The sequence below is a fragment of the Sanguibacter keddieii DSM 10542 genome (assembly GCF_000024925.1).
Classification (GTDB): domain Bacteria; phylum Actinomycetota; class Actinomycetes; order Actinomycetales; family Cellulomonadaceae; genus Sanguibacter; species Sanguibacter keddieii.
In genome coordinates, this window is record NC_013521.1 from 989,589 (window position 1) to 1,011,138 (window position 21,550).

Consider the following 21,550-nt stretch of genomic DNA (forward strand, 5'->3'; position numbering starts at 1 on the left):
GACCGCTATCCTCGGGGGTGGCAGAGGCCGCCCCCGACAGGGCTGGCCACGGACGACCGTGCACGGGGTGTGACAGCGAGTGATCTGGCGACGAGCAGGACGCGCAGGCGCCCGTCGCCCCGGTCGACCGCTCCGCGTGGTCGTCGCGAGCCGCATCTTCGTCCCCGAGCCCGCCGCCGCGTCGTTCCGGCTCGCCGCCCTCGTCGCGGCGCTCATCGGCCAGGGAGCCGACGTCGAGGTCCTCACGGTCCGCCCGGCCCCGCAGCACGGCGGCCAGGACGGTGCCCCCCGGACGGACGACGCCGAGACCGACGCGCACATCCGCCGCTGGCCGGTGCTGCGTGACGCGACCGGCACCGTCCGCGGGTACGTGCCGTACCTCAGCTTCGACATCCCGCTGTTCTTCCGGCTCCTGCTGTGCCGTCGCCCGGACGTGGTGGTCGTCGAGCCGCCGCCCACCACGGCCTTCGTGGTGCGGGTGGTCTGCACCCTGCGCCGCATCCCGTACGTGAGCTACGCGCCCGACGTGTGGTCCGACGCCGCGCGCGGGACCCCCGCCCCGCGTGTGCTCGTCGACGCCGTCGCCGCGGTCGAGTCCTGGGCGCTGCGTGGTGCACGCCGTGTGCTCGCCGTGTCGCAGCAGATCGCGGGCCGGGTCGAGGCCATGGGCGTCGACCACGAGTCCCTCGTGGTGGTCAACAACGGCGCCGACACCCGCACCTTCACCCCGGACGGTCCCCGGACCGACGAGGGCCGCTACTTCGTGTACGCCGGCACCACCTCCGAGTGGCAGGGCGCGGACGTGTTCGTCGACGCCCTCCGCAGCGTCCTGACGGTCGCCCCGGACGTGCGCATCGTGTTCATCGGCCAGGGCAGCGCGTGGGAAGGGCTGCAGGAGCAGGCCCGGGACCTCCCGGAGGGCTCCGTGGTGTTCATGGACGCCGTGGCGCCCGCCGAGGCCGCCGTGTGGATCCGTGGCGCGCTCTCGTCGCTCGTGAGCCTGCGCCCGGGGCTCGGCTACGACTTCGCCTTCCCCACCAAGGTCTTCGCGGCGGCTGCCTCGGGAGTCCCCGTGGTCTTCGCCGGCGTGGGTCCGGCGCGCGACGTCGTCGCCGGTGCCGACCTCGGGTACGCGGTCGAGTACGACGAGGCCGCGGTGGCCGAGGCCATGACGGAGCTCGCGACGCGTGAGACGGACCGCGAGGCCCGGACGGCCGAGCGCACCCGGCTCTCCCGGTGGGCCCGTCGCTTCGGGTCCATCGAGCGCTCCGGGGAGGACGCCGCACGCGCCGTCCTCGAGGTGGCCGCACGGGGCCGTTCCGTCAGCGAGGACCGGTCGGGCGTCTCCCGCCTGACGTGATCGACGGTCGTCGCAGTATCCTGCTCGGAGCCCTGCCGCCGTCCTGCGCGGGGCCACAACTCTCGTCGTGAGGATGTCGCATGCGCATCGCAGTAGTCGCCCTGGGCAAGATCGGCCTCCCGCTGGCCGTCCAGTTCGCCGACCAGGGGCACGACGTGGTCGGTGTCGACGTCAACGCGACGGTCGTGGACCTGGTCAACGGCGGGACCGAGCCCTTCCCGGGTGAGGCGCACCTCGCCGAGAAGCTCGCCGAGCTGGTGCCCGCCGGACGCCTGCGCGCCACGACCGACTACGCCGACGCGATCCCCGGGGCCGACGCCGTCGTCCTCGTGGTGCCGCTGTTCGTCGACGAGGCGACGGCCGCACCCGACTTCGGCTGGATGGACGCCGCGACCCGCTCGCTCGCCGAGCACCTCACGCCCGGCACGCTCGTCTCCTACGAGACCACGCTGCCCGTGGGCGTCACCCGCGGACGCTGGAAGCCGATGCTCGAGGAGGGGTCCGGCCTGAGCGAGGGCACCGACTTCCACCTCGTGTTCTCGCCCGAGCGCGTCCTCACCGGCCGGGTCTTCGCGGACCTGCGCAAGTACCCCAAGCTCATCGGCGCCCTGAGCGACGAGGGCGCCCGCCGAGCCCGCGAGTTCTACGAGGCCGTCCTCACCTTCGACGAGCGCCCCGACCTGCCGCGCGCCAACGGCGTGTGGGACCTCGGCTCGGCCGAGGCCGCCGAGATGGCCAAGCTCGCCGAGACCACCTACCGCGACGTGAACATCGGCCTCGCCAACCAGTTCGGCGCCTTCGCCGAGAAGGTCGGCATCGACGTGTACTCCGTCATCGACGCGTGCAACTCGCAGCCCTTCAGCCACATCCACCGTCCCGGCATCGCCGTCGGCGGCCACTGCATCCCGGTGTACCCGCGCCTGTACCTGTCGGTCGACCCCGACGCGTCGATCGTCCGCGAGGCCCGCGCCGTCAACGCCGCGGTCCCCGAGCGCGTGGTCGCCCAGGCGGAGAACCTGCTCGGCTCCCTCGACGGCCTGCGCGTCGTGGTGCTCGGCGCCGCCTACCGTGGCGGCGTCAAGGAGACGGCGTTCTCGGGCGTCTTCGCCACCGTCGACGCCCTCCGCGCCCGTGGGGCGCGCGTGGTGGTCCACGACCCGCTGTTCAGCGACGACGAGCTCGCCGCGCACGGCTTCGACGCCTACCACTACGGCGAGGCGGCGGACGTCGCGATCGTCCAGGCGGACCACGCCGAGTACACCACGCTCACTCCGGCCCAGGTGCCCGGGCTGCGCCTGCTCGTCGACGGGCGGCGGTCGACCGACCCCGCGCTGTGGGCCGGCGTGCCGCGCGTGGTCATCGGGACCGGGGTCCCGGCTTGAGCGACACCACGACGCGGGTGAGCGTCGTCCTCGTCGCCTACAACCGCCAGGACCTGCTCGTCGAGGCGCTCGACGCCCTCGCGGCGCAGTCGCGCCCCGTCGACGAGGTCGTGGTCCTGGACAACGCCTCCGACGACGACTCCGCACGCGTCGCCGCCGAGCACCCGGTCGGCGCGCGCGTCATCACCCTGGACCGCAACACCGGCGGTGCGGGCGGCTTCGCGGCCGGCATGGCCGCAGCGCTCGACGTCCCCCGCGAGCAGGCGCCCGACTGGGTGTGGCTCATGGACGACGACACCATCCCCACCGAGGACGCGCTCGCCGAGCTGCTGCGCGCCGCGGACTCCTACGAGGGCCCGGTGGCCCTGCTCGGCTCGCGGGTCGTGTGGCACGACGGCCGCGACCACCCGATGAACACCCCCCGCAAGCGCCCCCGCGTGTCGGGCGAGCTCATGGACGTCGCCGACCGTGCGGGCGCGCGCCCGGTGCGGTCGTCGTCCTTCGTGTCGATGCTCGTCAACGCCAAGGCCGTCCGGTACCACGGGCTGCCGATCGCCGACTACTTCATCTGGAACGACGACTTCGAGTACTCGTGCCGCCTGCTGCGCCGCGGCACCGGCCTCTACGTCCCCGGCAGCGTCGTCGAGCACCGCACCAAGACCTTCGGTGCGACGGACGCCGACCCCGGCCCGCGCTTCTACTACGAGGTGCGCAACAAGATCTGGATGATCACGCGCTCCGGGTCGCTCACCGGCCCCGAGCGGGTGCTGTACTCGGGTGCCTCGGTGCGCCGGTGGGTCAAGACCTTCCTGCGGTCCCAGAACCGCTCCGTGCTGGTGAGCGCCCTGCTGCGCGGCGCCCGCGACGGCGTGCTGCGGTCACCGCGCCCCACCTCCGTGGTGCTGGCGGGCCTGCCGGTGACGTCCTCGGTCGCCAGGATCGAGAGCCGCAGCCGATGACGGCCGAGCAGCCGCGGTTCTCCGTCCTGCTCCCGGTGTATGCGGGCGACGACCCGCAGTTCCTCGAGCGGGCCTTCCGCTCGGTCACCGTCGAGCAGACCCTGCACCCGGCCGAGGTGGTCGTGGTGCGCGACGGGCCCGTCGGAGCCCCGCTCGCCGCGGCCCTCGCCGGGCTGCCCGCGCTGGCGGCCTCGACCGACGTGGAGGTCCGCGTCCTCGAGCTCGCCGAGAACGTCGGGCTCGCCCGCGCTCTCGAGCGCGGCCTGGCGGCCTGCACGCACGACGTCGTCGCGCGCATGGACGCCGACGACGTGAGCCTCCCCGAGCGCTTCGCGCGCCAGCTGGCCCTGGTCGGCGAGGGCTACGACCTCGTGGGCACGGCCATCCAGGAGTTCGCCGACGAGGACGCCCCGGGGATCGTCCGGGTCCCTCCGCTCACCTCGGCCGACGTGGACCGTGCCTCACGCTTCGTCTCGCCCTTCAACCACCCCTCCGTCGTCTACCGCGCGAGCGTCGTCGGGCGTGCCGGGGGCTACGAGCACCTGCCGCTCATGGAGGACTACTGGCTGTTCGTCCGCATGCTCGCCACCGGCGCGCGGGCCTGCAACCTGCCGGAGCCTCTGGTGCTGTACCGGGTGGGTGCTGGCGCCTACGCACGACGCGGCGGCCTGCGCCTGCTGCGCTCCGAGCTGCGCCTCCAGTGGCTCATGCGTCGCAGCGGGTGGACCACCTGGGCGCAGCTGCTGCGCAACGTCGTGGTCCGCGGCGGGTACCGGCTGGTGCCCGAGTCGCTGCGCCGCGTCGCCTACCGCCGGTTGATCGTGCGCCGGGGCACCGACACCGGCACAGGTTCCGACACGAGCACCGGCGCAGGCAGCGCGGCGTGAGCGACGTCGGGCGCGCGCAGCCGCACCCGGGGAGGGGGACCGCATGAGCTGGGCCGAGTCTCTCCCCGCCGTGCTCGCGCTCGTCGCCCTGCTGTACCTTCCGGGCCTCGGGTTCGGCCTGCTCGCCGGGCTGCGAGGCATCGTCCTCGTCGGGGCCGCCCCAGCCGTCACGGCCACCACCGTCGGCGCCACCGGCGTGTTGGTCGACAGGGTCGGGCTCGGCTGGGGTGTCCTCGCCTATGCGCTCGGCACCGCCGTGACCCTCGGCGCCGGCGCCCTCCTCGGCTGGTGGCGCCGTCGCACGGGCGCCACCTGGCGCGAGACCCTCGGCCCTGCCCTCACCCGGGCGCAGACCGTCGGGCTCGTCGTCACCTGGGCGGTCTCCGCAGCGGCCGCGCTCGCCGTCCTGCGGCCAGGCATCGGCACGCCCGACGCGCTGCTGCAGACCTGGGACTCGGTGTTCCACCTCAACGCCGTCCAGGCGATCCGCGAGCTCGGCAACGCCTCCCTCGTCGGAGGCCTCAACTCGCTGTCCGGGCCGGGGGCTCCCGTCCTGTACTACCCGAGCGTCTGGCACGCGCTCGTCGCGCTCGCCCCGGGCCAGGTCCCGCTGGTGGCCAACGCCTCGACCGTCGTCATGGCCTGCGTCGTGTGGCCCCTGGGCCTCGCCGCCCTCGCCCGCGCCGCCTGCCCCCGCACCCCGCTCGCCGCGCTCGCCGCCCCGGTGGTCGGCGCCAGCTTCCTCGCCTTCCCGACGGTCATGCTGAGCACCTCCGGCCAGTGGCCCAACGGGCTCTCCGTCGCGGTCCTGCCCGGGGCGCTCGCCGTCACCGCGCTCTCCCTGCGCTCGTGGCACGACACCCGGGTCAGCGGTGCCCTCGTGGCGCTGCCCGCCCTCGCCGGGGTCGCCCTCGCGCACGCGAGCGGCGCCTTCGCCGTGGTCTACCTGCTGGTGCCGCTCGTGGTGGGCTGCGCCGTCACGGGCGTCGTCCGGCTGGTGCGCGCGGGGCGGTGGCCGTGGGCTCTGGGCGGCAGCGTCGTGGTCCTGGCGCTCGTCGCGGTCGCGGTCCGGGTCCTCACCGGGGCGACGGTGCTGCAGAACACGCTGCGCTACCCGCGCCCGGCCACGGGGACGCTGTCCGACGGCGTCCGGGACGGCCTGCTCGACGTCCCCCTGTCCTCCGGCGCCCCCGGCAACGTCGTGGTGCTCGTCCTCGTGCTCGTCGGGTGCGTCGCGGCTCTCGTGCGTCGCGAGGCCCAGTGGCTCGTGGTCGGGTGGGTGGTGTGCGTGGCGCTCGTCGCCCTCGCCACCGGCCCCGAGAACGACCTGCGGTGGCTCACGGGGTTCTGGTACAAGAGCGTGCCGCGCGTCGCCGCGCTCGTCCCCGTGGCGGCCAGCGTCCTGGGTGCCCTCGGCGCGGTGTGGCTCGGGCAGCTCGCCGCCCGGGCGGCGACCCGGTGGCCCGGTGACGGACGCCGGACCGTCGCCGCGCACGAGGGTGGCCACGACGACAGGGCACGGAGCGCCGGTCGCACGACGGTCGCGACAGCCACCGCCGCCACCGTGGTCGCCTGGGCGGTGCCGGCGGCGCTGCTGCTGGGTGCGTGGACGGCGAGCGACGGGTTCCGGCACGACGACAAGGTCCACCGCATGGCCCAGGGGTACGACCCGGAGCAGATCCGCTTCGGCGCCATGGTGAGCGCCGAGGAGGAGGGCCTGCTGCGCAGCCTCGACGACGTGCTGCCCGACGACGCCGTGCTCCTGGGTGACCCCTTCAACGGGGCGGCCCTCGCCTACGCCGTCTCGGGCGTCGACGTCGTCTTCCCCCAGCTCGGTGCCGCCTTCGCGAGCGCCGACCAGCAGTACCTCGAGCTGCACTTCCGCGAGCTCCGGACCGACCCCCGCGTGTGCGAGGCGGTGCAGGAGCTCGGCGTGACGCACTTCTACGCCGACGAGCCCGCGTGGATCGAGGGCACGGACGTCGCCGCCCGGTGGCCCGGCCTCTACGGGGTCGACGTCAGCGAGGGCTTCGAGCTCATCGCCTCGGCCGGGGGAGTGGGCGTCTACGCGGTCTCCGCCTGCGACTGACAGGCTCCACGAGGCGTCGCGGACCTGGTCAGGCGCAGATTGTCACATCTGATTTGTGCGGATCGCGTGAGGGCAGGGATCATCGTCCTCGTGAGCGCCGAGCCCCGCACCCCTGAGGTCGAGGCCCCGCGCCGTCACCGCCCAGGGTTCCGGGCCGACATCGAGGGCCTGCGAGCCGTCGCGATCCTCATGGTCGCCGTCTACCACGTGTGGGTGGGGCGGGTGTCCGGAGGGGTCGACATCTTCCTCATGATCTCCGGGTTCTTCGTCGGCGCGTCCGTGGTGCGCTCGTACTCCGAGCGACGCGCACCGAGCCTCTGGCGCTACTACGCCCGCGTCTTCGGCCGCCTCGTGCCCGCCGCGGCGCTGGTCCTCGTGGCCGTGCTGCTGAGCACCTGGTACCTGCTGCCCCGCACCCGCATGACCGAGGCCGTCCAGCAGGCCGTCGCGTCGCTGTTCTACTACGAGAACTGGTACCTCGCCACGACCGGCCGCGAGTACGGTGCCGCCGACGCCTCGCAGTCCATGACGCAGCACTTCTGGTCCCTGTCGGTGCAGGGACAGCTGTTCGTCGCGCTGCCCCTCCTGCTCCTCGTCCTGACCCTCGTGCTCCGACGGTTCGCGACCCTGCGCGTCCTCCTCGGGGTCGTGGTGACGCTGCTCGTCGCGTCCTTCGCCTACGCCACGTACCTCGTGCAGGTCGACCAGGGGCTCGCGTACTACAGCACCCTGGCCCGCGCGTGGCAGATGCTCTTCGGGACGGTCCTCGCCTTCGTGGTGGTCCTCGGTCCCGTCCGCCGGATGCCGCACGCCCTGCGCAGCGTCCTCGGCGTGCTCGGGGCAGCCGCCGTCCTGCTCACCGGCGTGCTGGTCGACGGCCTCACGCTGTTCCCCGGCCCGGCCGCCCTGCTCCCGCTGCTCGGTGCCGCCGCGATCGTGCTCGCCGGCTCGGGGGACCGCCCCACCGTCGTCACCCGGGTGCTCGCGCTGCGCCCCCTGGTCCGTGCCGGCGGCAGCGCCTACGGCTTCTACCTGTGGCACTGGCCCGTCCTGGTGCTCGTGGTGACCCTCCGCGACCAGCCCGTCGGGTGGCTCGCCGGGACCGCCGTGCTCCTCGCCGCCGCGGTGCTCACCTGGCTGACAGAGCTGCTGCTCGGCTGGCGACCCCGCTGGACGCGGGGCGAGCAGGCCGAGGCGCTCGCGGAGAAGGAGCCCGAGGCTGCGCCTGGGCCCGAGACGGCGGCTAAGCCCGAGCCCGAGACGGCGGCTGAGCCCGAGCCCGAGACGGCGGCTGAGCCTGAGGCCGAGCCGGCCGCTGAGGCTGAGGCTGCACCCGAGACCGAGACCGAGACCGAGACCGAGACCGAGACCGAGACCGAGACCGGGACCGAGACCGAGCCGGTGCTCGTGCCGGACGCCCCGGCTGTGCCAGCAGTGTCACGTCGTCGTCACCGTGGTGCGCGCGTCCTCGCACGGGTCACGCCGCGCGCCGTCGTCGGGACCGTCGCGGCCGTCGGCGTCGTCGTCAGCGCGTCGGCGTGGACCCACCACGTCGACTCGGAGCGCGCGGAGGTGCTCGGCGCGAGCGACCTCGACACGGCCGTCTACCCCGGCGCGCTGACCTTCGTCGACGCGACGGCCTGGCCGACGCCCCAGGACGTGGCGGCCTTCCCCGAGCCGGTGCTCTCGCTCGAGGACTGGCCGGCGAGCGACCGGACCGGCTGCACCACGGACCTCTACGACGAGGAGGTCTACACCTGCGACTTCGGCGACCCCGAGGGCGCGCTGCGGGTCGCCCTGGTCGGCGGGTCGCACGCGGTGAGCTTCGTCGAGCCGCTCGACGCGGTCGCCCAGGTGCGCGGGATCCGTCTGGACTCGTACTTCAAGCGCGGCTGCCCCTTCAAGCTCCTCGACGACGACCCGGGCTCGTGCACGCCGTGGTCCGAGAACGTCCTCAAGATACTGGTCGAGGAGGACTACGACGCCGTCGTCGTCACGGGGACGCGCCCGGCCCCCGACGGTGGTGACTACGTCCCCGACTCCTACGTCGCCGCGTGGTCCGAGCTCGAGCGGGCCGGCCTGCCCGTCATCGCGATCCGCGACAACCCGTGGCTGCCCTTCGACGCCGCGGAGTGCCTGGTGGTCGACGGGCCGGAGGGGTGCACCGTGCCGCGGTACGAGGTCCTCGACATGTCGAGCCCGCTCGACGTGCACGTCACCGACGGGAGCGCGTTCTCCACGCTCGACCTCTCCGACCTGTTCTGCGACGAGCTCGTGTGCCCCACGGTCATCGGCAACGTCCAGGTGTACATCGACACCGACCACCTCACCGCGACCTTCAGCCGGACCCTCGCCGGTCCGCTCGACGAGATGCTCGGGGCCGCCACGGGCTGGTGGTGAGCGCAGGTCAGGGCGCAGGAGGAGGCCCGTCCAGGATGATCATGCCTGTACTAGGCTTCGGGTCTACCCACCTGCTTCGAAGGAGTCACCCATGCCCACGATCATGCTCGTCTACGGGACACGTCCTGAGGCGATCAAGATGGCCCCGATCGTCGACGCCGTCAAGGCTGCCGACGACCTGACCGCCTCGGTCGTGGTGACCGGTCAGCACCGCGAGATGCTCGACCAGGTCAACGGGCTGTTCGGCATCACGCCGGACTTCGACCTCGAGCTGCTGGCCCACGGGCAGACGCTCGCCCAGATGACCACCAAGGTGCTCGACAGGCTCACGCCCGTCCTCGAGGAGGTCCGTCCCGACGCGGTCGTGGTCCAGGGCGACACCACGTCGGCCTTCGCCGCGGGGCTGGCGGCGTTCTACCAGAAGATCCCGGTGTTCCACGTCGAGGCCGGCCTGCGCACCGAGGACCCGCTCAACCCCTTCCCGGAGGAGATGAACCGTCGCCTCGCGACGCGCCTGAGCGTGCTGCACCTCGCGCCGACGAGCACGAGCCGCGACAACCTCCTCGTCGAGAACGTCGACCCGGCGTCCGTGGTCGTCACCGGCAACTCGGTGATCGACGCGCTGCTCTCGACCGTGCGCAGCCGCGACGCCTTCGAGACCCCGGCGCTGCAGGTGCTCGACTCCTCCGACGGCAAGATGGTCCTGGTGACCGCGCACCGTCGTGAGTCGTGGGGCGCCCCGCTCGAGTCCGTGGGCCGTGCGCTCGCGCGCCTGGCGACGACCTTCACGGACGTCACCTTCGTGCTGCCGCTGCACGCCAACCCGGTCGTCCGCGAGTCCCTGGTGCCGGCCGTCGGCGACCTGTCGAACGTCATCATCACCGACCCGCTGGCGTACGGGGACTTCTCGCGGCTCATCGAGCGCGCGACCGTGGTCCTCACCGACTCCGGCGGCGTGCAGGAAGAGGCCCCGTCGCTCGGCAAGCCGGTGCTCGTCATGCGCGAGAACACCGAGCGTCCCGAGGCCGTCGAGGCCGGCACCGTGCGCCTGGTCGGCACGGACGAGGACGCCGTGGTCGAGGCCGTGACGTCGCTGCTCACCGACGAGGCGGCGTTCGCCGCGATGGCCAACGCCGTCAACCCCTACGGTGACGGGCGCGCCGCGGAGCGCACCGTCGCGGCCATCCGCCAGTACTTCGGCCTGGGGGAGCGGATCGCCGACTTCCCCGGCTGACGCTCCCCGCCTCGGCCTCGCTGAGGCACGCTGCCTCTCTGGGGCATGCAGAAGGCCCCGGAACCCTCCACGAGGGTTCCGGGGCCTTCTCCGTGCTGTGGGCCCGTCAGGGCCGTCTCAGCGTCGGCTCAGGTGGTGCTCGACGTCAGACGTTGCGCCACAGGCCGCGGGTGTCCACGACCGCCTTGTCGGCGAGGACCGCGTGGTCCACGAGACCGAAGAGGTCGTGGTCCACGAGCAGCGCGACGACCTGCGAGGCCTCGAGGGCCTCGTTGAGCGGCGACAGGCGCACGTTCGACAGCGCGGCGAGCTCGGCGGGGAGCTCCTCGACGTGCGGCTCGACGGCGAGGATCGTCGCCTCGGGCAGACGGTCGGCGAGCTCCTTGGCGATGTAGCGCGCCGGGCTCTCGCGGAGGTCGTCGATGTTCGCCTTGAAGGCCAGGCCGAGCAGCGCGATGGTCGGGTTCTCGACGTCCTTCGCGTGGGCGAGGATCTGGTCGATCACCTGGTGCGGCTTCGCGTCGTTGACCTCGCGGGCCGTGCGGATGAGGCGCGACTCCTGCGGGGCGGCCGAGACGATGAACCACGGGTCGACCGCGATGCAGTGGCCGCCGACACCGGGGCCGGGCTGCAGGATGTTGACGCGCGGGTGGTGGTTGGCCAGGTTGATGAGCTCCCACACGTCGATGTCGAGCTTCGCGGCGACCTGCGACAGCTCGTTCGCGAAGGCGATGTTGACGTCGCGGTAGGAGTTCTCGACCAGCTTGGCCATCTCGGCCGTGCGGGCGTCGGTGAGCAGCAGCTCACCCTCGCAGAAGATGCGGTAGACCTGCTGCGCGGCGACGGCGGCCTCGGGGGTCACACCACCGATGACGCGGTCGTTCTTGACCAGCTCGATCATCACGCGGCCCGGGAGCACACGCTCGGGGCAGTGCGCCAGGAGCACGTTGCCCGCGAGGTCGGGGCGCTCCTCGTCGATCCACTCGCCCATCTTCTCCGTGGTGCCGGGAGGGGAGGTGGACTCGAGGATCACGAGCTCGCCACCGGTGAGCTGCGCCGACAGGGTGCGGGTCGCCGCCTCGATGTATGAGAGGTCGGCCTGGTGGTCGTCCTGGAAGGGCGTCGGCACGGCGACGATGTACACGTCAGCGTGCGGCGTGGTCGTCGACGCGGTGAGGTCACCACGACGCACGGCCGACTGGAGCGCCTGCTCGAGGCCGGGCTCGACGAAGGGCAGCTCGCCCCTGTTGACCATGTCGACCGTCCGCTGGCTCACGTCGATGCCGTGCACCCGCGTCCCCGGAGCGGCCAGCGCAGCCGCGGTCGGAAGTCCGATGTATCCCAGGCCGATGACGGCGATGGTCGGATTCACTGTGTAGTCCCCTTGTGTGTGCGGCGCCTCGTGGGCCTGTTACCGCATGCCACTCTAACGGTGAGTGAACTGATAGCGGATATCCGGTGCTCACGGACGTCCCTGCGGTACCGGCCGGGTCGTCCACGAGCGTGCCAGGCCGGTCACGAGCCGGCGGATCATGTCCGAGACCAGGGACTGCCATGCTCTGACGTGGTCGGCACGGGTAGGCTCGCCTGGTCCTTCCCAGCGAGCAGAGAGCCTCTACCTGTCGTGAGCACGCGCCCGAGTGTCAAGCGCAACAGTCGTCCAGGAGAGCATTTCGGGCCTCTCGTCCGTTACGCCCGCAGTGCGTGGACGACAGGCACCGCGGCGTTGACGGTGCTCCGCGACGACCCCTCAGGGTTCTGGCTCCTGGCTGCTCAGCAGGTCCCGCCGAGGCTCGTCCGCATCCTCGCCACCCCGGTAGCGGCCCTCGCGAGACCACGAACCCTCGCTGGTGCCCGAGCCACGGCGCTGTGGCTCCTCGGTCGCGAGCACGAGGCGGTCGACTGGGTCTCACGCGACGGGATCGCCCCCCTCCGGGCCGCTGCGTTCCTCGTCTCCGTCAAGCGCTTCGAGAGCGCCGAGAAGGTCTTGAGAGAAGCCGGTGTCGATCTCGGCGCCCCGTCAATGACGACCGTGCGTCTTCGCTGGCACCGCGGTGAGCTCCGCGACGCTGTCAGTGACCTGGAGTCGCTCCCGAAGCGTGGCGGTGGGGCTGGGGAACGGCTCCGGGGAGACCTCGCGCTGCTCGAGCCCGGATGGTCGGCACCCGTGCCTGGCGGCCGTGCCGAGGTGGTCGGCCGTCCTGACGTCGTCCTGCACCTCCTGACGAACTCTCTGCCGTTCACACGGAGCGGGTACACGTCCCGTACCCACTCGATCTTGCGGGCGCAGCAGGCCGCGGGTCTCCAGGTCGAGGCGGTGACCCGGCTCGGGTACCCGTCGACGGTGGGGATCCCCTCGGCGAGCTCCGAAGACCTCATCGACGGTGTGCGGTACGGCAGGCTCTCCGTGCCGACGCTCCCCTCGCGATCCGACGAACGACTGGCACGCGAGATCGACGCGGTCACGGCGACCGCCGAGCGTGTCCGGCCGTCGGTGCTCCACACCACGACGCACTACGTCAACTCCCTCGTCCTCGACGGGGTCCGTGACAGGACCGGGATCCCCTATGTGTACGAGGTACGGGGCTTCCTCGAGGAGACGTGGCTCTCGAAGCAGCCACCTGGTGCCGAGCGGTCCGACCGCTACGTCCTCTGGAGGGAGAGAGAGACGGAGGCGATGCACTCCGCCGACGCCGTCGTGACCCTCGGCGAGGAGATGCGCCAGGAGATGGTGGCACGCGGCGTCGACCCGGCGAAGATCAGCCTGAGCCCGAACGCGGTCGGCCCGGGATTCCTCGGCCCAGCACCTGACCCCGCACGACGGCGAGCATCGCTGGGGATCGCCCCCGAGGACCAGGTCGTCGGGACGGTGACCTCCGTCGTCGACTACGAGGGCCTGGAGACCGCAGTCTCAGCGGTGAAGATCCTCCAGCGACCAGGTCGACGGGTCGTCCTCCTGATCGTGGGGGACGGTGCTGCGAGGCCACGGATCGAGTCTCTCGCCCGAGACGCGGGGATCGACGCAGTCTTCACCGGTCGTGTCCCGGCCGAAGAGGTGCACGAGCTGCACAGCTGCATCGACGTGTTCCTCGTCCCTCGCAGAGACGAGAGGGTCTGTCGGCTCGTGACGCCGATGAAGCCGCTCGAGGCCATGGCGACCTCGCGTCCGGTGGTCGCGAGCGACCTGCCGGCGCTGCGCGAGATCGTCGACGACGGGAGCACCGGCCGGCTGTTCGCCGCAGACGAGCCCGAAGACCTGGCTCGCGTGCTCGACGAGCTCTTGGGAGACCCGGACACCATGCAGCGCATGGGCGCTGCGGGCCGTGAGTTCGTGGTGCGGGAGCGCACGTGGGCGAAGAACGCAGAGATGTACCGAGCCCTCTACGAGAGGCTCGCCGACGGACGCCAGGGGGCGCAGTGATGTCAGTACCAGAGAGCAGTCGCGAGATCGACGAACGGACCGGGCACGGCGCCCAGGGTCGACGTGTCCTCGGACGGAAGGTGTCCTAGGTGCGATACCTCATGCACTCCCTCGGGCCGATCGTCCGGCGTGCCCGGAAGGCCGCCGTGGCGGTGGCCGTCCTCGCCCTGGCAGTCCTCGTGCTCGCAGTACTCACCAGCACCGGCGCGTTCTACGCCGCTGCGGCAGTGCTCTCCGTCGGCGCCCTCGGGCTGGGAGCGCTGTCTGTCCTCCGCTGGAGGATCGTGGTGGGGGAGCTGTTCCTCTCAGCGCGGCGGCGCGCCCCTCACCTCAGGGGCTCGCGGTCACGACGACGCTCGTCCGACGACGGCTCGCCGCTCGACGGCACCGAGGACGTCCTAGAGGCCTGGTATCTCATCCAGGCGTCCGGGACCGAGTCCTCCCTGAACCGACGAGAGCTGCTGTCGATCGCCAGGGGGCTCCGGCGGCGTGGTTATCTCACGCGGGCGCTGGAGTGCACGAGTCACATGGTCCGCCGGTTCGACAACCCGGCCGACCGCGAGTTCGAGGCGAACCTCAAGGGTGAGATCGCCGTGCTGAGCGGTGAGGTCAGGTACACGCTCGCTCGCCCGTACACACCCCTCGACCCGGTCGCGGGGCGTGTCCTGCACGTCGTCGGGACCTCGCTGCCGGAGCAGCAGTCGGGCTACACCCTCCGGACCCAGTACACGGCGGTGGCCCAGCTGCAGTCGGGCCTCGAGCCGCACGTCGTCACCCAGGCCGGCTTCGGAGACGCGACGAGCGACGAACCGCAGGTGGTCGACGGTGTCGTCTACCACCGGTCAGCCGGCAACGAGCGGGGTACGGATCCCCTCGACGTCTGGTTCTCGCAGAACCTCGACGCGGTCGAGAAGGTGATCCAGAGGGTTCGTCCGATGGTCCTGCACGCCGCGTCCGACCTGATCAACGCCCAGACTGCGCTGATCCTGGGACACGCCTACGGCATCCCGGTCGTCTACGAGTCGCGGGGGTTCTGGGAGGAGACCTGGCTGCAGCGAGAGGCGGACCGGTTCGGGTGGTCGGACCTGGACGAGCTCGAGCGTGCTCACGGTCTCCCGGACACGTACACCCTGCGGCGGGACACCGAGGACGCGTGCCGGAGGGACGCCGAACGGGTCGTCACCCTCGCCGACGTCATGGCGGCGCGGATCGCTGAGGGTGGTGTCGAGCCGAGCCGGATCAGCGTGATCCCGAACGGAGTGGACTCCGAGAGCTTCCCCGTCGTGACCAGGGACGAGACCCTTGCCCAGACGCACGGGATCGAGCCGGAGACCGTGACGATCGGTTACGTGTCGTCTCTCGTCGACTACGAGGGCATCGACGTCCTGGTCGACGCGGTGGCTCTGCTCAGGGAGCAGGGGACGACGAGCAAGGTCCGCCTGGTGGTCGTGGGCGACGGGCCCGAGCGGCCGGCCTTGATGGACCGGGCGGCGTCGCTCGGCCTCGACGACGCGATCTTCACCGGCAAGGTCCCGCACGACGCGGTGCTGGACTACTACGGCCTGATCGACATCTTCGTGGTCCCGCGACGCCCGGTCGAGGTGTGCCACCTCGTCACGCCGCTCAAGCCGTTCGAGGCGCTCTCGACAGGTCGCGTCCTGGTCATGTCCGACGTGCGCGCCCTGAGCGAGATCGCCGAGCGGAGCCAGGCGGTGACGCTCTTCGAGGCGGGGTCGGCGGACTCGCTCGCCAAGCAGCTCTCTGCGTTGATCTCTGCTCCGGACGAGAGGGCGCGGGTCGCCGCGGCCGGTGCACGATGGGTCCGGCAGAGCCGCACCTGGTCGCTGAACGCTGCGCTCTACCACGAGGTGTACGAGGGGATCGGCCTGGGGGCGTCGACGGTCGCCCGCAGCGTGCGGGGCGATCGAGGCACGGCGGTCAAGGCGCTCTTCTCGCGCAGGCTGCCCGTCAGCTTCGGGTCGGCGGTCCGTCCGGAGCCTCGGTCCGCGGAGTCGGTCAAGCACGAGGGGTGGCGGCTCGGCCAGCACGAGCCCGTCGTCTTCGACGGTTCTCCGATCGACTGGGACACGCTGTGCGCTGAGAACCGCTCGTGGGCGTTCAACCTGCATGCGTGGGACTTCATGGGCCCTGCCCTCGACCGGTACGCGGAGACCGGTGACGCGGAGTACCTCGACTGGTCCCGCGACATCGCCCGGTCGTGGGCCGAGCGGTTCACCGAAGGTGACGCCGGGAGCACGATGGCCTGGTACGACATGGCGATCGGTCTCCGGGCGCCTCGCCTCGCGCTGCTCCTCGAGATGCTCGCGGTACGCGACGACGACCGCGACGTGGTCGACCTGCTCCTCCGCTGCGTCGACCGGCACCGTGCAGAGCTCGCCAAGGCAGTCGCCTTCAACGCGGGCTCCAACCATGGCTTCTACGTGGCCACGGGCCAGCTCATGTTCAGCCTCCGGCTCCGTGGGCTGCCTGGGATGACCGAGATGCTGGAGCAGGCGCGCAGGCGGCTGCGCCTGGTCGCCCGGGCGCAGTTCGCGGCCGACGGCGGCCACCTCGAGCACTCGCCGGAGTATCACCGGATGCTCCTGGACTCGTTCACCCGTGCCATCGAGCTCGGCCTCGTGGACGACCCCGAGGTCGTCGAGTCGATCCGTCGCGCGGAGGACGTGCTCGGCTGGATGGTCGAGCCGAGCGGTCACATGGTCCAGATCGGTGACAGCCCTCGCTGGAAGGTCCTCTCGCGAGAACCGGTGACGAGCTCTCCGTCGACGGAGTTCATCTTGTCGCGGGGAGTGCGCGGAGCGCCTGCAGAGGAGACGCTGCTCGCGCTCCGCGAGTCGGGCTATGCCTTCGTGCGGTACCCCCAGCCGGCCGGGACCGAAGACCACCAGGACTCGAGCTACCTGTCGTTCATGGCGGGTTTCCACTCGAGGACGCACAAGCACGCAGACGACCTCTCGTTCACCTGGTTCGACCGAGGCGAGGAGATCGTCGTCGACGCCGGGCGGTTCGGCTACGTCGGCCCGGTCGCCAAGGATTCTCCCGAGCGTCTGGCAGGTCACTTCTACTCAGCCCCGGAACGTCAGTACGTCGAGTCCACGAGGGCTCACAGCACCGTCGAGGTCGGTGGGAAGGACCATGACCGGGTTCGGCGAGAGCCTTATGGCTCGGCACTCGGGGTCGTCGAAGAACGCGACGGGCTCTACAGGCTCTGCGGGGCGGTCGACCACGACACGTGGCAGCACGAGCGGGAGATCATCTTCTCCCCCGGAGAGTGGCTGCTCGTGACGGATGCGGTCACCGGGCTCGCCCGCCGAGAGACCGTGCGGAGCCACCTCAACATCTCCGCGGGCTTCGCGCTCAAGCGCAAGAACTCGTCGACGGTCACCGCGACGAGGGACGGGGAGAGAGCCTTCTCGATCGTCGAGCTCAGCCAGGCAGCCTTCGTCCGACCGACCAGCGGAGCCACCGCTCCGCTGAGAGGGTGGCGTTCGACGACCGACCTCGAGCTCATCCCGTCCTGGGCCGTCTCCTCGGTGGTGAAGGACGTCCGGGCGCACACCTTCCGCACGTTCCTCAGCTTCGACGCAGACTTCGAGGCAGCCAGCGAGGCCATCCGGTCCCGGGGGATCCTGATCGAAAAGCCCTGAGGTCGGGGTGGCTGACTGCCACCCCGACCTCTCTCAGTCTCCGAGCATGGCGTGCAGTCGCTCCTCGACCTGCGGCCCCACGGACCGCACGTAGTTCGTGGTCAGGTGCGAGCCCTGCCGGTAGACGAGGGTGTCTCCGATGACGGCCGGGCAGGTCCCGGCAGGGCAGAGAGCATCGGTGAGGTCCAGCACGTCGACCTCAGGGACCTGGCTGGCCGCGGCCAGCTGGACGGACGCTGCGGAGCGGCTCTCTCCCTCTTCCTGGGGGAACGAGCACCTGTCCAGCGCGTCAGGGTTCTCGAGGACGCAGTCGTAGACGGGTGAGAGCTTTCCCGGAGAGGGGTTGTCCAGCAGGACGACCACCTCGATGCCTGCGTCCTCCAGGAGCCGCCACTGCTGCGCGATCCCGTCGGCGAGGGCCTCGGGTGACACACCCGCCTCAGGGTTCTGCGGGTCGTTCATCGCCCTGGTCGCTCCGTTGCCGTAGATGACCACGTCCGGGAGCTCTTCAAGGAGGATCTCGGAGGCGGCAGCGCTCCAGTCTGCGCAGGTGGTGTACGGCGCCTCCTCCTTGAAGAGGACCGCAGGGCTGGGTGTGCACGAGGACTTGATCAGGGTCTGGAGCTTGTACCCGTTCTTCACCGCGTAGTCCTCGAGCGGTGGCTGCCACTGAGCGATCTTGGAGTCGCCGACCATGATCATGGTCCGGTCGCTGGTCAGGTCGCCGTAGTCGCACACCGTTGCAGTCGTGATGTCGAAGGCCATCTGGCACCCGTCGATGTACAGCTGGGGAGCGTCCTCGACGGCGAACATGGGGTCGGGCGATATGACGCCCGCAGAGGTCGCCGAGGCGATCGCGTCGAGGTCCGCGCCCGGGACGAAGATGGCTGCTGCCCCGGGCCCTTCGACGACCGGCCCTTCTGATGCGGTCGAGGCCCTGTTCGGGGCGACCATGAGCAGGGCCCCCGCCAGGATCCCGACAAGGGTGCAGTTGAGACCGACGGAAAGAGTCAGCCCAGGGCGCCTGGCGAGGATCTTCGAGCGGCGAACCGGGTTCTCGATGAACCGGAGACTGAGATAAGCCGGGATGAACGAGAGTGCGACCACGAGCAGTCCTCGCTTCACGCCGAGCTCACCGTAGTGGGCGGTCGCGAACACGAGCAGCGGCCAGTGCCAGAGGTAGAGCGAGTAGGAGAGCCCTCCGATCCAGACTGCCGGTTTCCACGACAGGAGAGCGCGGACAGGATTCTCGTGCCCGGCGACTCCAGCGGCGATGACCGCGGCAGTACCGAGGACCGGCACGAGCGTGGCAGGTCCTGGCCAGGTCGTCGACGACCCGTAGGCGAAGGCCGGGACGATGATGGCGAGCAGGCCCACGGTGGCGAGGACGGAAGACGCCTGCTTGTTGATCTTGGAGAGGAGAGCCATGGACAACGCGACTGCTGCACCGACCCCGAGCTCCCACAGCCTCGTGGTCGTGACGAAGAAGGCGACGTTGGGCGAGACCGGAGTCAGGTGGAGTGCCCAGAGGAACGACGGGACGGCGATCGCAGCGAGGCCGAGCCCCAGGGTGAGGGTCTGGCTCTTGCCCTGGCTGCCGCGACGGGCGAGCCGGCCCACGGCGAGGATCACGACGATGAGCACCGGCCACACCACGTAGAACTGCTCTTCGACGGCCAGCGACCAGAAGTGCTGGACAGGCGACGAGCCAGCATCCTCGGCGAGGTAGTCGACGGCTCGGTCGGCCAGCCGCCAGTTGACGATGTAGCCGGCTGCGGCGGCGATGTCTCCGCCGAAGACGGCGCGCTGGCTGACCGGGAGGAAGACGACGGTGAGCACGGCGGTCGTGACGAGCACCGCGACCGTGGCTGGGAGCAGCCTCTTGGCTCTCCGCGCGTAGAAGCCCACCAGCGACAGGCGACCGGTCTCGGCGACCTCACGGAGGATCACCCCTGTGATGAGGAACCCGGAGATGACGAAGAACACGTCGACGCCGATGAAGCCGCCGGGGATCCACGGCAGGCCAGCGTGGTAGATCAGGACGAGCCCGATGGCGACAGCCCTGAGCCCCTCGATGTCCGGGCGATAGCCGAGCCGGGGTCCACGACTGGTCGAGGACCTGGTTGGAGCGGGGTCGGCTGGCCCGACGTGTGACGTGACGGTGTTCATACGCTCCTCGAGTCCTCTGCGGGCGAGCACATCATAGGGGTTAGAGCGACTGGGGGGGTTATGCGCCACCTGGGTGGATGGTCCGTCGAGGGGCGGTGTCGCTTCCGAGGAGAAGCGGGCTGGCGATGCATCGGTCCGACCTGGTCCGGGTAGGCTCCTCACTGATATGACGACTGAGAACTCCATGCCGAGCAACCCCTCCGAGGGGAGCAAGCGCATCCCCAGATCTGAGCGGGTCGAGCAGGTCGCAGCAGGTCTGACCCCGGTGAACGCCCAGATGTCGATCGGTCGTTACACGCGTCAGGTATGGGGCCGCCGCCGCTTCGTCGCGGCGCTCGCGTCGTCGAAGCTGAGCGCCAAGCACGGCAAGGACCGTCTCGGGAGCCTGTGGCTCATCTTGACGCCGCTGCTCAACGCAGCCACGTACTACCTGATCTTCGGTGTGCTCCTCGACACGCAGCGGGGCATCGAGAACTTCGTCGGGTTCTTGATCATCGGCGTGTTCGTGTACCAGTTCTCCGCGAGCACCATCAACGAGGGCTCGCGCTCGATCGTGTCGAACACGAAGCTGCTGCAGACGCTCCACTTCCCGCGTGCGGTGCTGCCGCTCTCCGTGGTCGTCCGCCAGGTCATCGCCTTCATGCCTGCGCTCGCAGTCATGTTCGTGATCGTGCTCGCGATCCCCCCGCACGCCTCCGTCACGTGGCGCTGGCTGCTCGTCGTACCGGTCTTGATCCTCCAGGTCGCCTTCAGCACGGGGGTGGCGCTGATGCTCGCCCGGCTCGTCGCACGGGTGAACGACATCAGTAACCTCATGCAGTTCGTCATGCGCGCGTGGATGTACTTCTCCGGGATCTTCTACTCCTTCGACCGGTTCGACGCCTACCCGACCGCGAAGGCGGTCCTCGAGCTGAACCCGCTCCACGCCTTCCTCACGATCTACCGAGACGCGGTGCTCTACGAGCAGGTCGCGCCCGCAAAGGACTGGTACGTCGCGGTGGCGTGGTCCCTCGCTGCCCTGGTGGTCGGTTGGGTCGTGTTCTGGCGTGGCGAGAAGGAGTACGGACGTGTCTGAGGCTCAGCTGGCACCGACGGGAGAGGCGGTCCTCCCGCCCGCGACCGTCGTGATGGACGACGTGCACGTCACGTACCGGGTCCCGACCGTCCAGCAGCGGGCCGAGTCACCTCGAGGGCTCAGACGGCTCGCGTCGTTCGTCCAGCCGACCCCTCAAGCCTCCGTTCATGCAGTGCGAGGGATCTCTCTCGTCGTCCGGGAGGGAGAGTCCGTCGGCCTGATCGGCACGAACGGCTCGGGCAAGTCGTCCTTGCTCCGGGCGCTCGCCGGGCTGCACCCGCTCAAGCAGGGCCGGATCTTCGCCGCCGACGAGCCGATGCTCCTCGGGGTGAACGCCGCTCTACTGCCGGAGCTGCCTGGAAGCAAGAACGTGCTGCTCGGCGCGATGGCCCTCGGGCTCTCGAAGGCGGAGGCTGCTGCAAGGTACGACGAGATCGTCGAGCTCGCCTCTATCGGGAACTCGATCTACCTGCCGATGAAGACGTACTCCTCTGGTATGGCAGCTCGTCTGAACTTCTCGATCGCCACGGCGGTCCGACCGAAGATCCTGCTGGTCGACGAGGCGCTCAACACCGGGGACGCCGACTTCCGTCAACGCAGCCAGAACAAGATGGACGAGCTGAGGACGCACGCCGGGACGGTCTTCTTGGTCAGCCACAGCTCGTCGACGCTCCGAGACACCTGCACCCGGGTGCTGTGGATCGACAAGGGCACGCTCCGTATGGACGGCGAGCCGAAAGAGGTCCTCAAGGCGTACTCGGTGCGCCAGAAGGAGATCGTCGAGGCTCGCACGTCGGGCAAGCCGGTCCCGCCGCCGCCGTGGGAGAGCGGTGAGCTGGCACCTGTGCCAGACCCGTTCGCCTGACCGGCCTGGCTCCGGCGGGGCCCTCTCTCACGACGGATCTT

General features: G+C 70.8%; 13 protein-coding genes. 11 read left to right on the forward strand and 2 right to left on the reverse strand.

What is annotated here, in order from left to right:
- Positions 1-136: 136 nt before the first annotated feature.
- The 7 genes from SKED_RS04260 (at position 137) to wecB (ending at position 10,311) form a co-directional block, all read left to right on the forward strand.
- Entirely contained in the window at positions 137-1,360 is a 1,224-nt protein-coding gene (locus tag SKED_RS04260) for a glycosyltransferase (protein ID WP_012865893.1), read from the forward strand.
- Between the two features lie 80 nt (positions 1,361-1,440).
- Entirely contained in the window at positions 1,441-2,742 is a 1,302-nt protein-coding gene (locus SKED_RS04265; protein ID WP_012865894.1) for a nucleotide sugar dehydrogenase, read from the forward strand.
- Positions 2,739-3,701 (forward strand): glycosyltransferase, encoded by a 963-nt coding sequence (locus SKED_RS04270; RefSeq protein ID WP_143755652.1) that lies wholly within the window; start codon positions 2,739-2,741, stop codon positions 3,699-3,701. The genes SKED_RS04265 and SKED_RS04270 overlap by 4 nt, the downstream gene beginning before the upstream one ends.
- Positions 3,698-4,588, forward strand: coding sequence for a glycosyltransferase (locus tag SKED_RS04275; protein WP_012865896.1), 891 nt, complete (start codon positions 3,698-3,700; stop codon positions 4,586-4,588). Before SKED_RS04270 ends, SKED_RS04275 begins: the two co-directional genes overlap by 4 nt.
- A 43-nt stretch (positions 4,589-4,631) precedes the next feature.
- Positions 4,632-6,677 (forward strand): DUF6541 family protein, encoded by a 2,046-nt coding sequence (locus tag SKED_RS04280; RefSeq protein WP_012865897.1) that lies wholly within the window; start codon positions 4,632-4,634, stop codon positions 6,675-6,677.
- Positions 6,678-6,767: 90 nt separating this feature from the next.
- Complete coding sequence (locus tag SKED_RS18870) at positions 6,768-9,077, forward strand: acyltransferase family protein (protein ID WP_143755653.1); 2,310 nt, start codon at positions 6,768-6,770, stop codon at positions 9,075-9,077.
- Between the two features lie 91 nt (positions 9,078-9,168).
- Entirely contained in the window at positions 9,169-10,311 is a 1,143-nt protein-coding gene (gene wecB, locus SKED_RS04290) for a non-hydrolyzing UDP-N-acetylglucosamine 2-epimerase (protein WP_012865899.1), read from the forward strand.
- Positions 10,312-10,456: 145 nt separating this feature from the next.
- Here wecB and wecC read toward each other — a convergent pair whose 3' ends face one another.
- Positions 10,457-11,683 (reverse strand): UDP-N-acetyl-D-mannosamine dehydrogenase, encoded by a 1,227-nt coding sequence (gene wecC / locus SKED_RS04295; RefSeq protein WP_012865900.1) that lies wholly within the window; start codon positions 11,681-11,683, stop codon positions 10,457-10,459.
- A gap of 360 nt (positions 11,684-12,043) precedes the next feature.
- Here wecC and SKED_RS04300 point away from each other — a divergent pair, with 360 nt between their 5' ends.
- Both SKED_RS04300 and SKED_RS18875 read left to right on the forward strand, forming a co-directional pair.
- A complete protein-coding gene (locus SKED_RS04300; RefSeq protein ID WP_217167940.1) occupies positions 12,044-13,732 on the forward strand; it encodes a glycosyltransferase family 4 protein in 1,689 nt (562 codons plus the stop codon).
- A gap of 89 nt (positions 13,733-13,821) precedes the next feature.
- A complete protein-coding gene (locus SKED_RS18875) occupies positions 13,822-17,400 on the forward strand; it encodes a glycosyltransferase (RefSeq protein WP_143755654.1) in 3,579 nt (1,192 codons plus the stop codon).
- Between the two features lie 33 nt (positions 17,401-17,433).
- On the opposite strand, the gene SKED_RS04310 is transcribed toward SKED_RS18875, so the two are convergent.
- On the reverse strand, positions 17,434-19,569 hold the full coding sequence (locus SKED_RS04310; protein WP_012865903.1) for an acyltransferase family protein: 2,136 nt from the start codon (positions 19,567-19,569) through the stop codon (positions 17,434-17,436).
- Between the two features lie 166 nt (positions 19,570-19,735).
- Here SKED_RS04310 and SKED_RS04315 point away from each other — a divergent pair, with 166 nt between their 5' ends.
- Both SKED_RS04315 and SKED_RS04320 read left to right on the forward strand, forming a co-directional pair.
- The gene (locus SKED_RS04315; RefSeq protein WP_042437769.1) at positions 19,736-20,644 is read left to right on the forward strand and encodes an ABC transporter permease; all 909 of its coding nucleotides are present in this window, start codon (positions 19,736-19,738) and stop codon (positions 20,642-20,644) included.
- Positions 20,637-21,509: an ABC transporter ATP-binding protein gene (locus tag SKED_RS04320; RefSeq protein WP_012865905.1), complete on the forward strand. Its 873-nt coding sequence runs from the start codon at positions 20,637-20,639 to the stop codon at positions 21,507-21,509. The genes SKED_RS04315 and SKED_RS04320 overlap by 8 nt, the downstream gene beginning before the upstream one ends.
- The last annotated feature ends 41 nt before the right edge of the window (positions 21,510-21,550 follow it).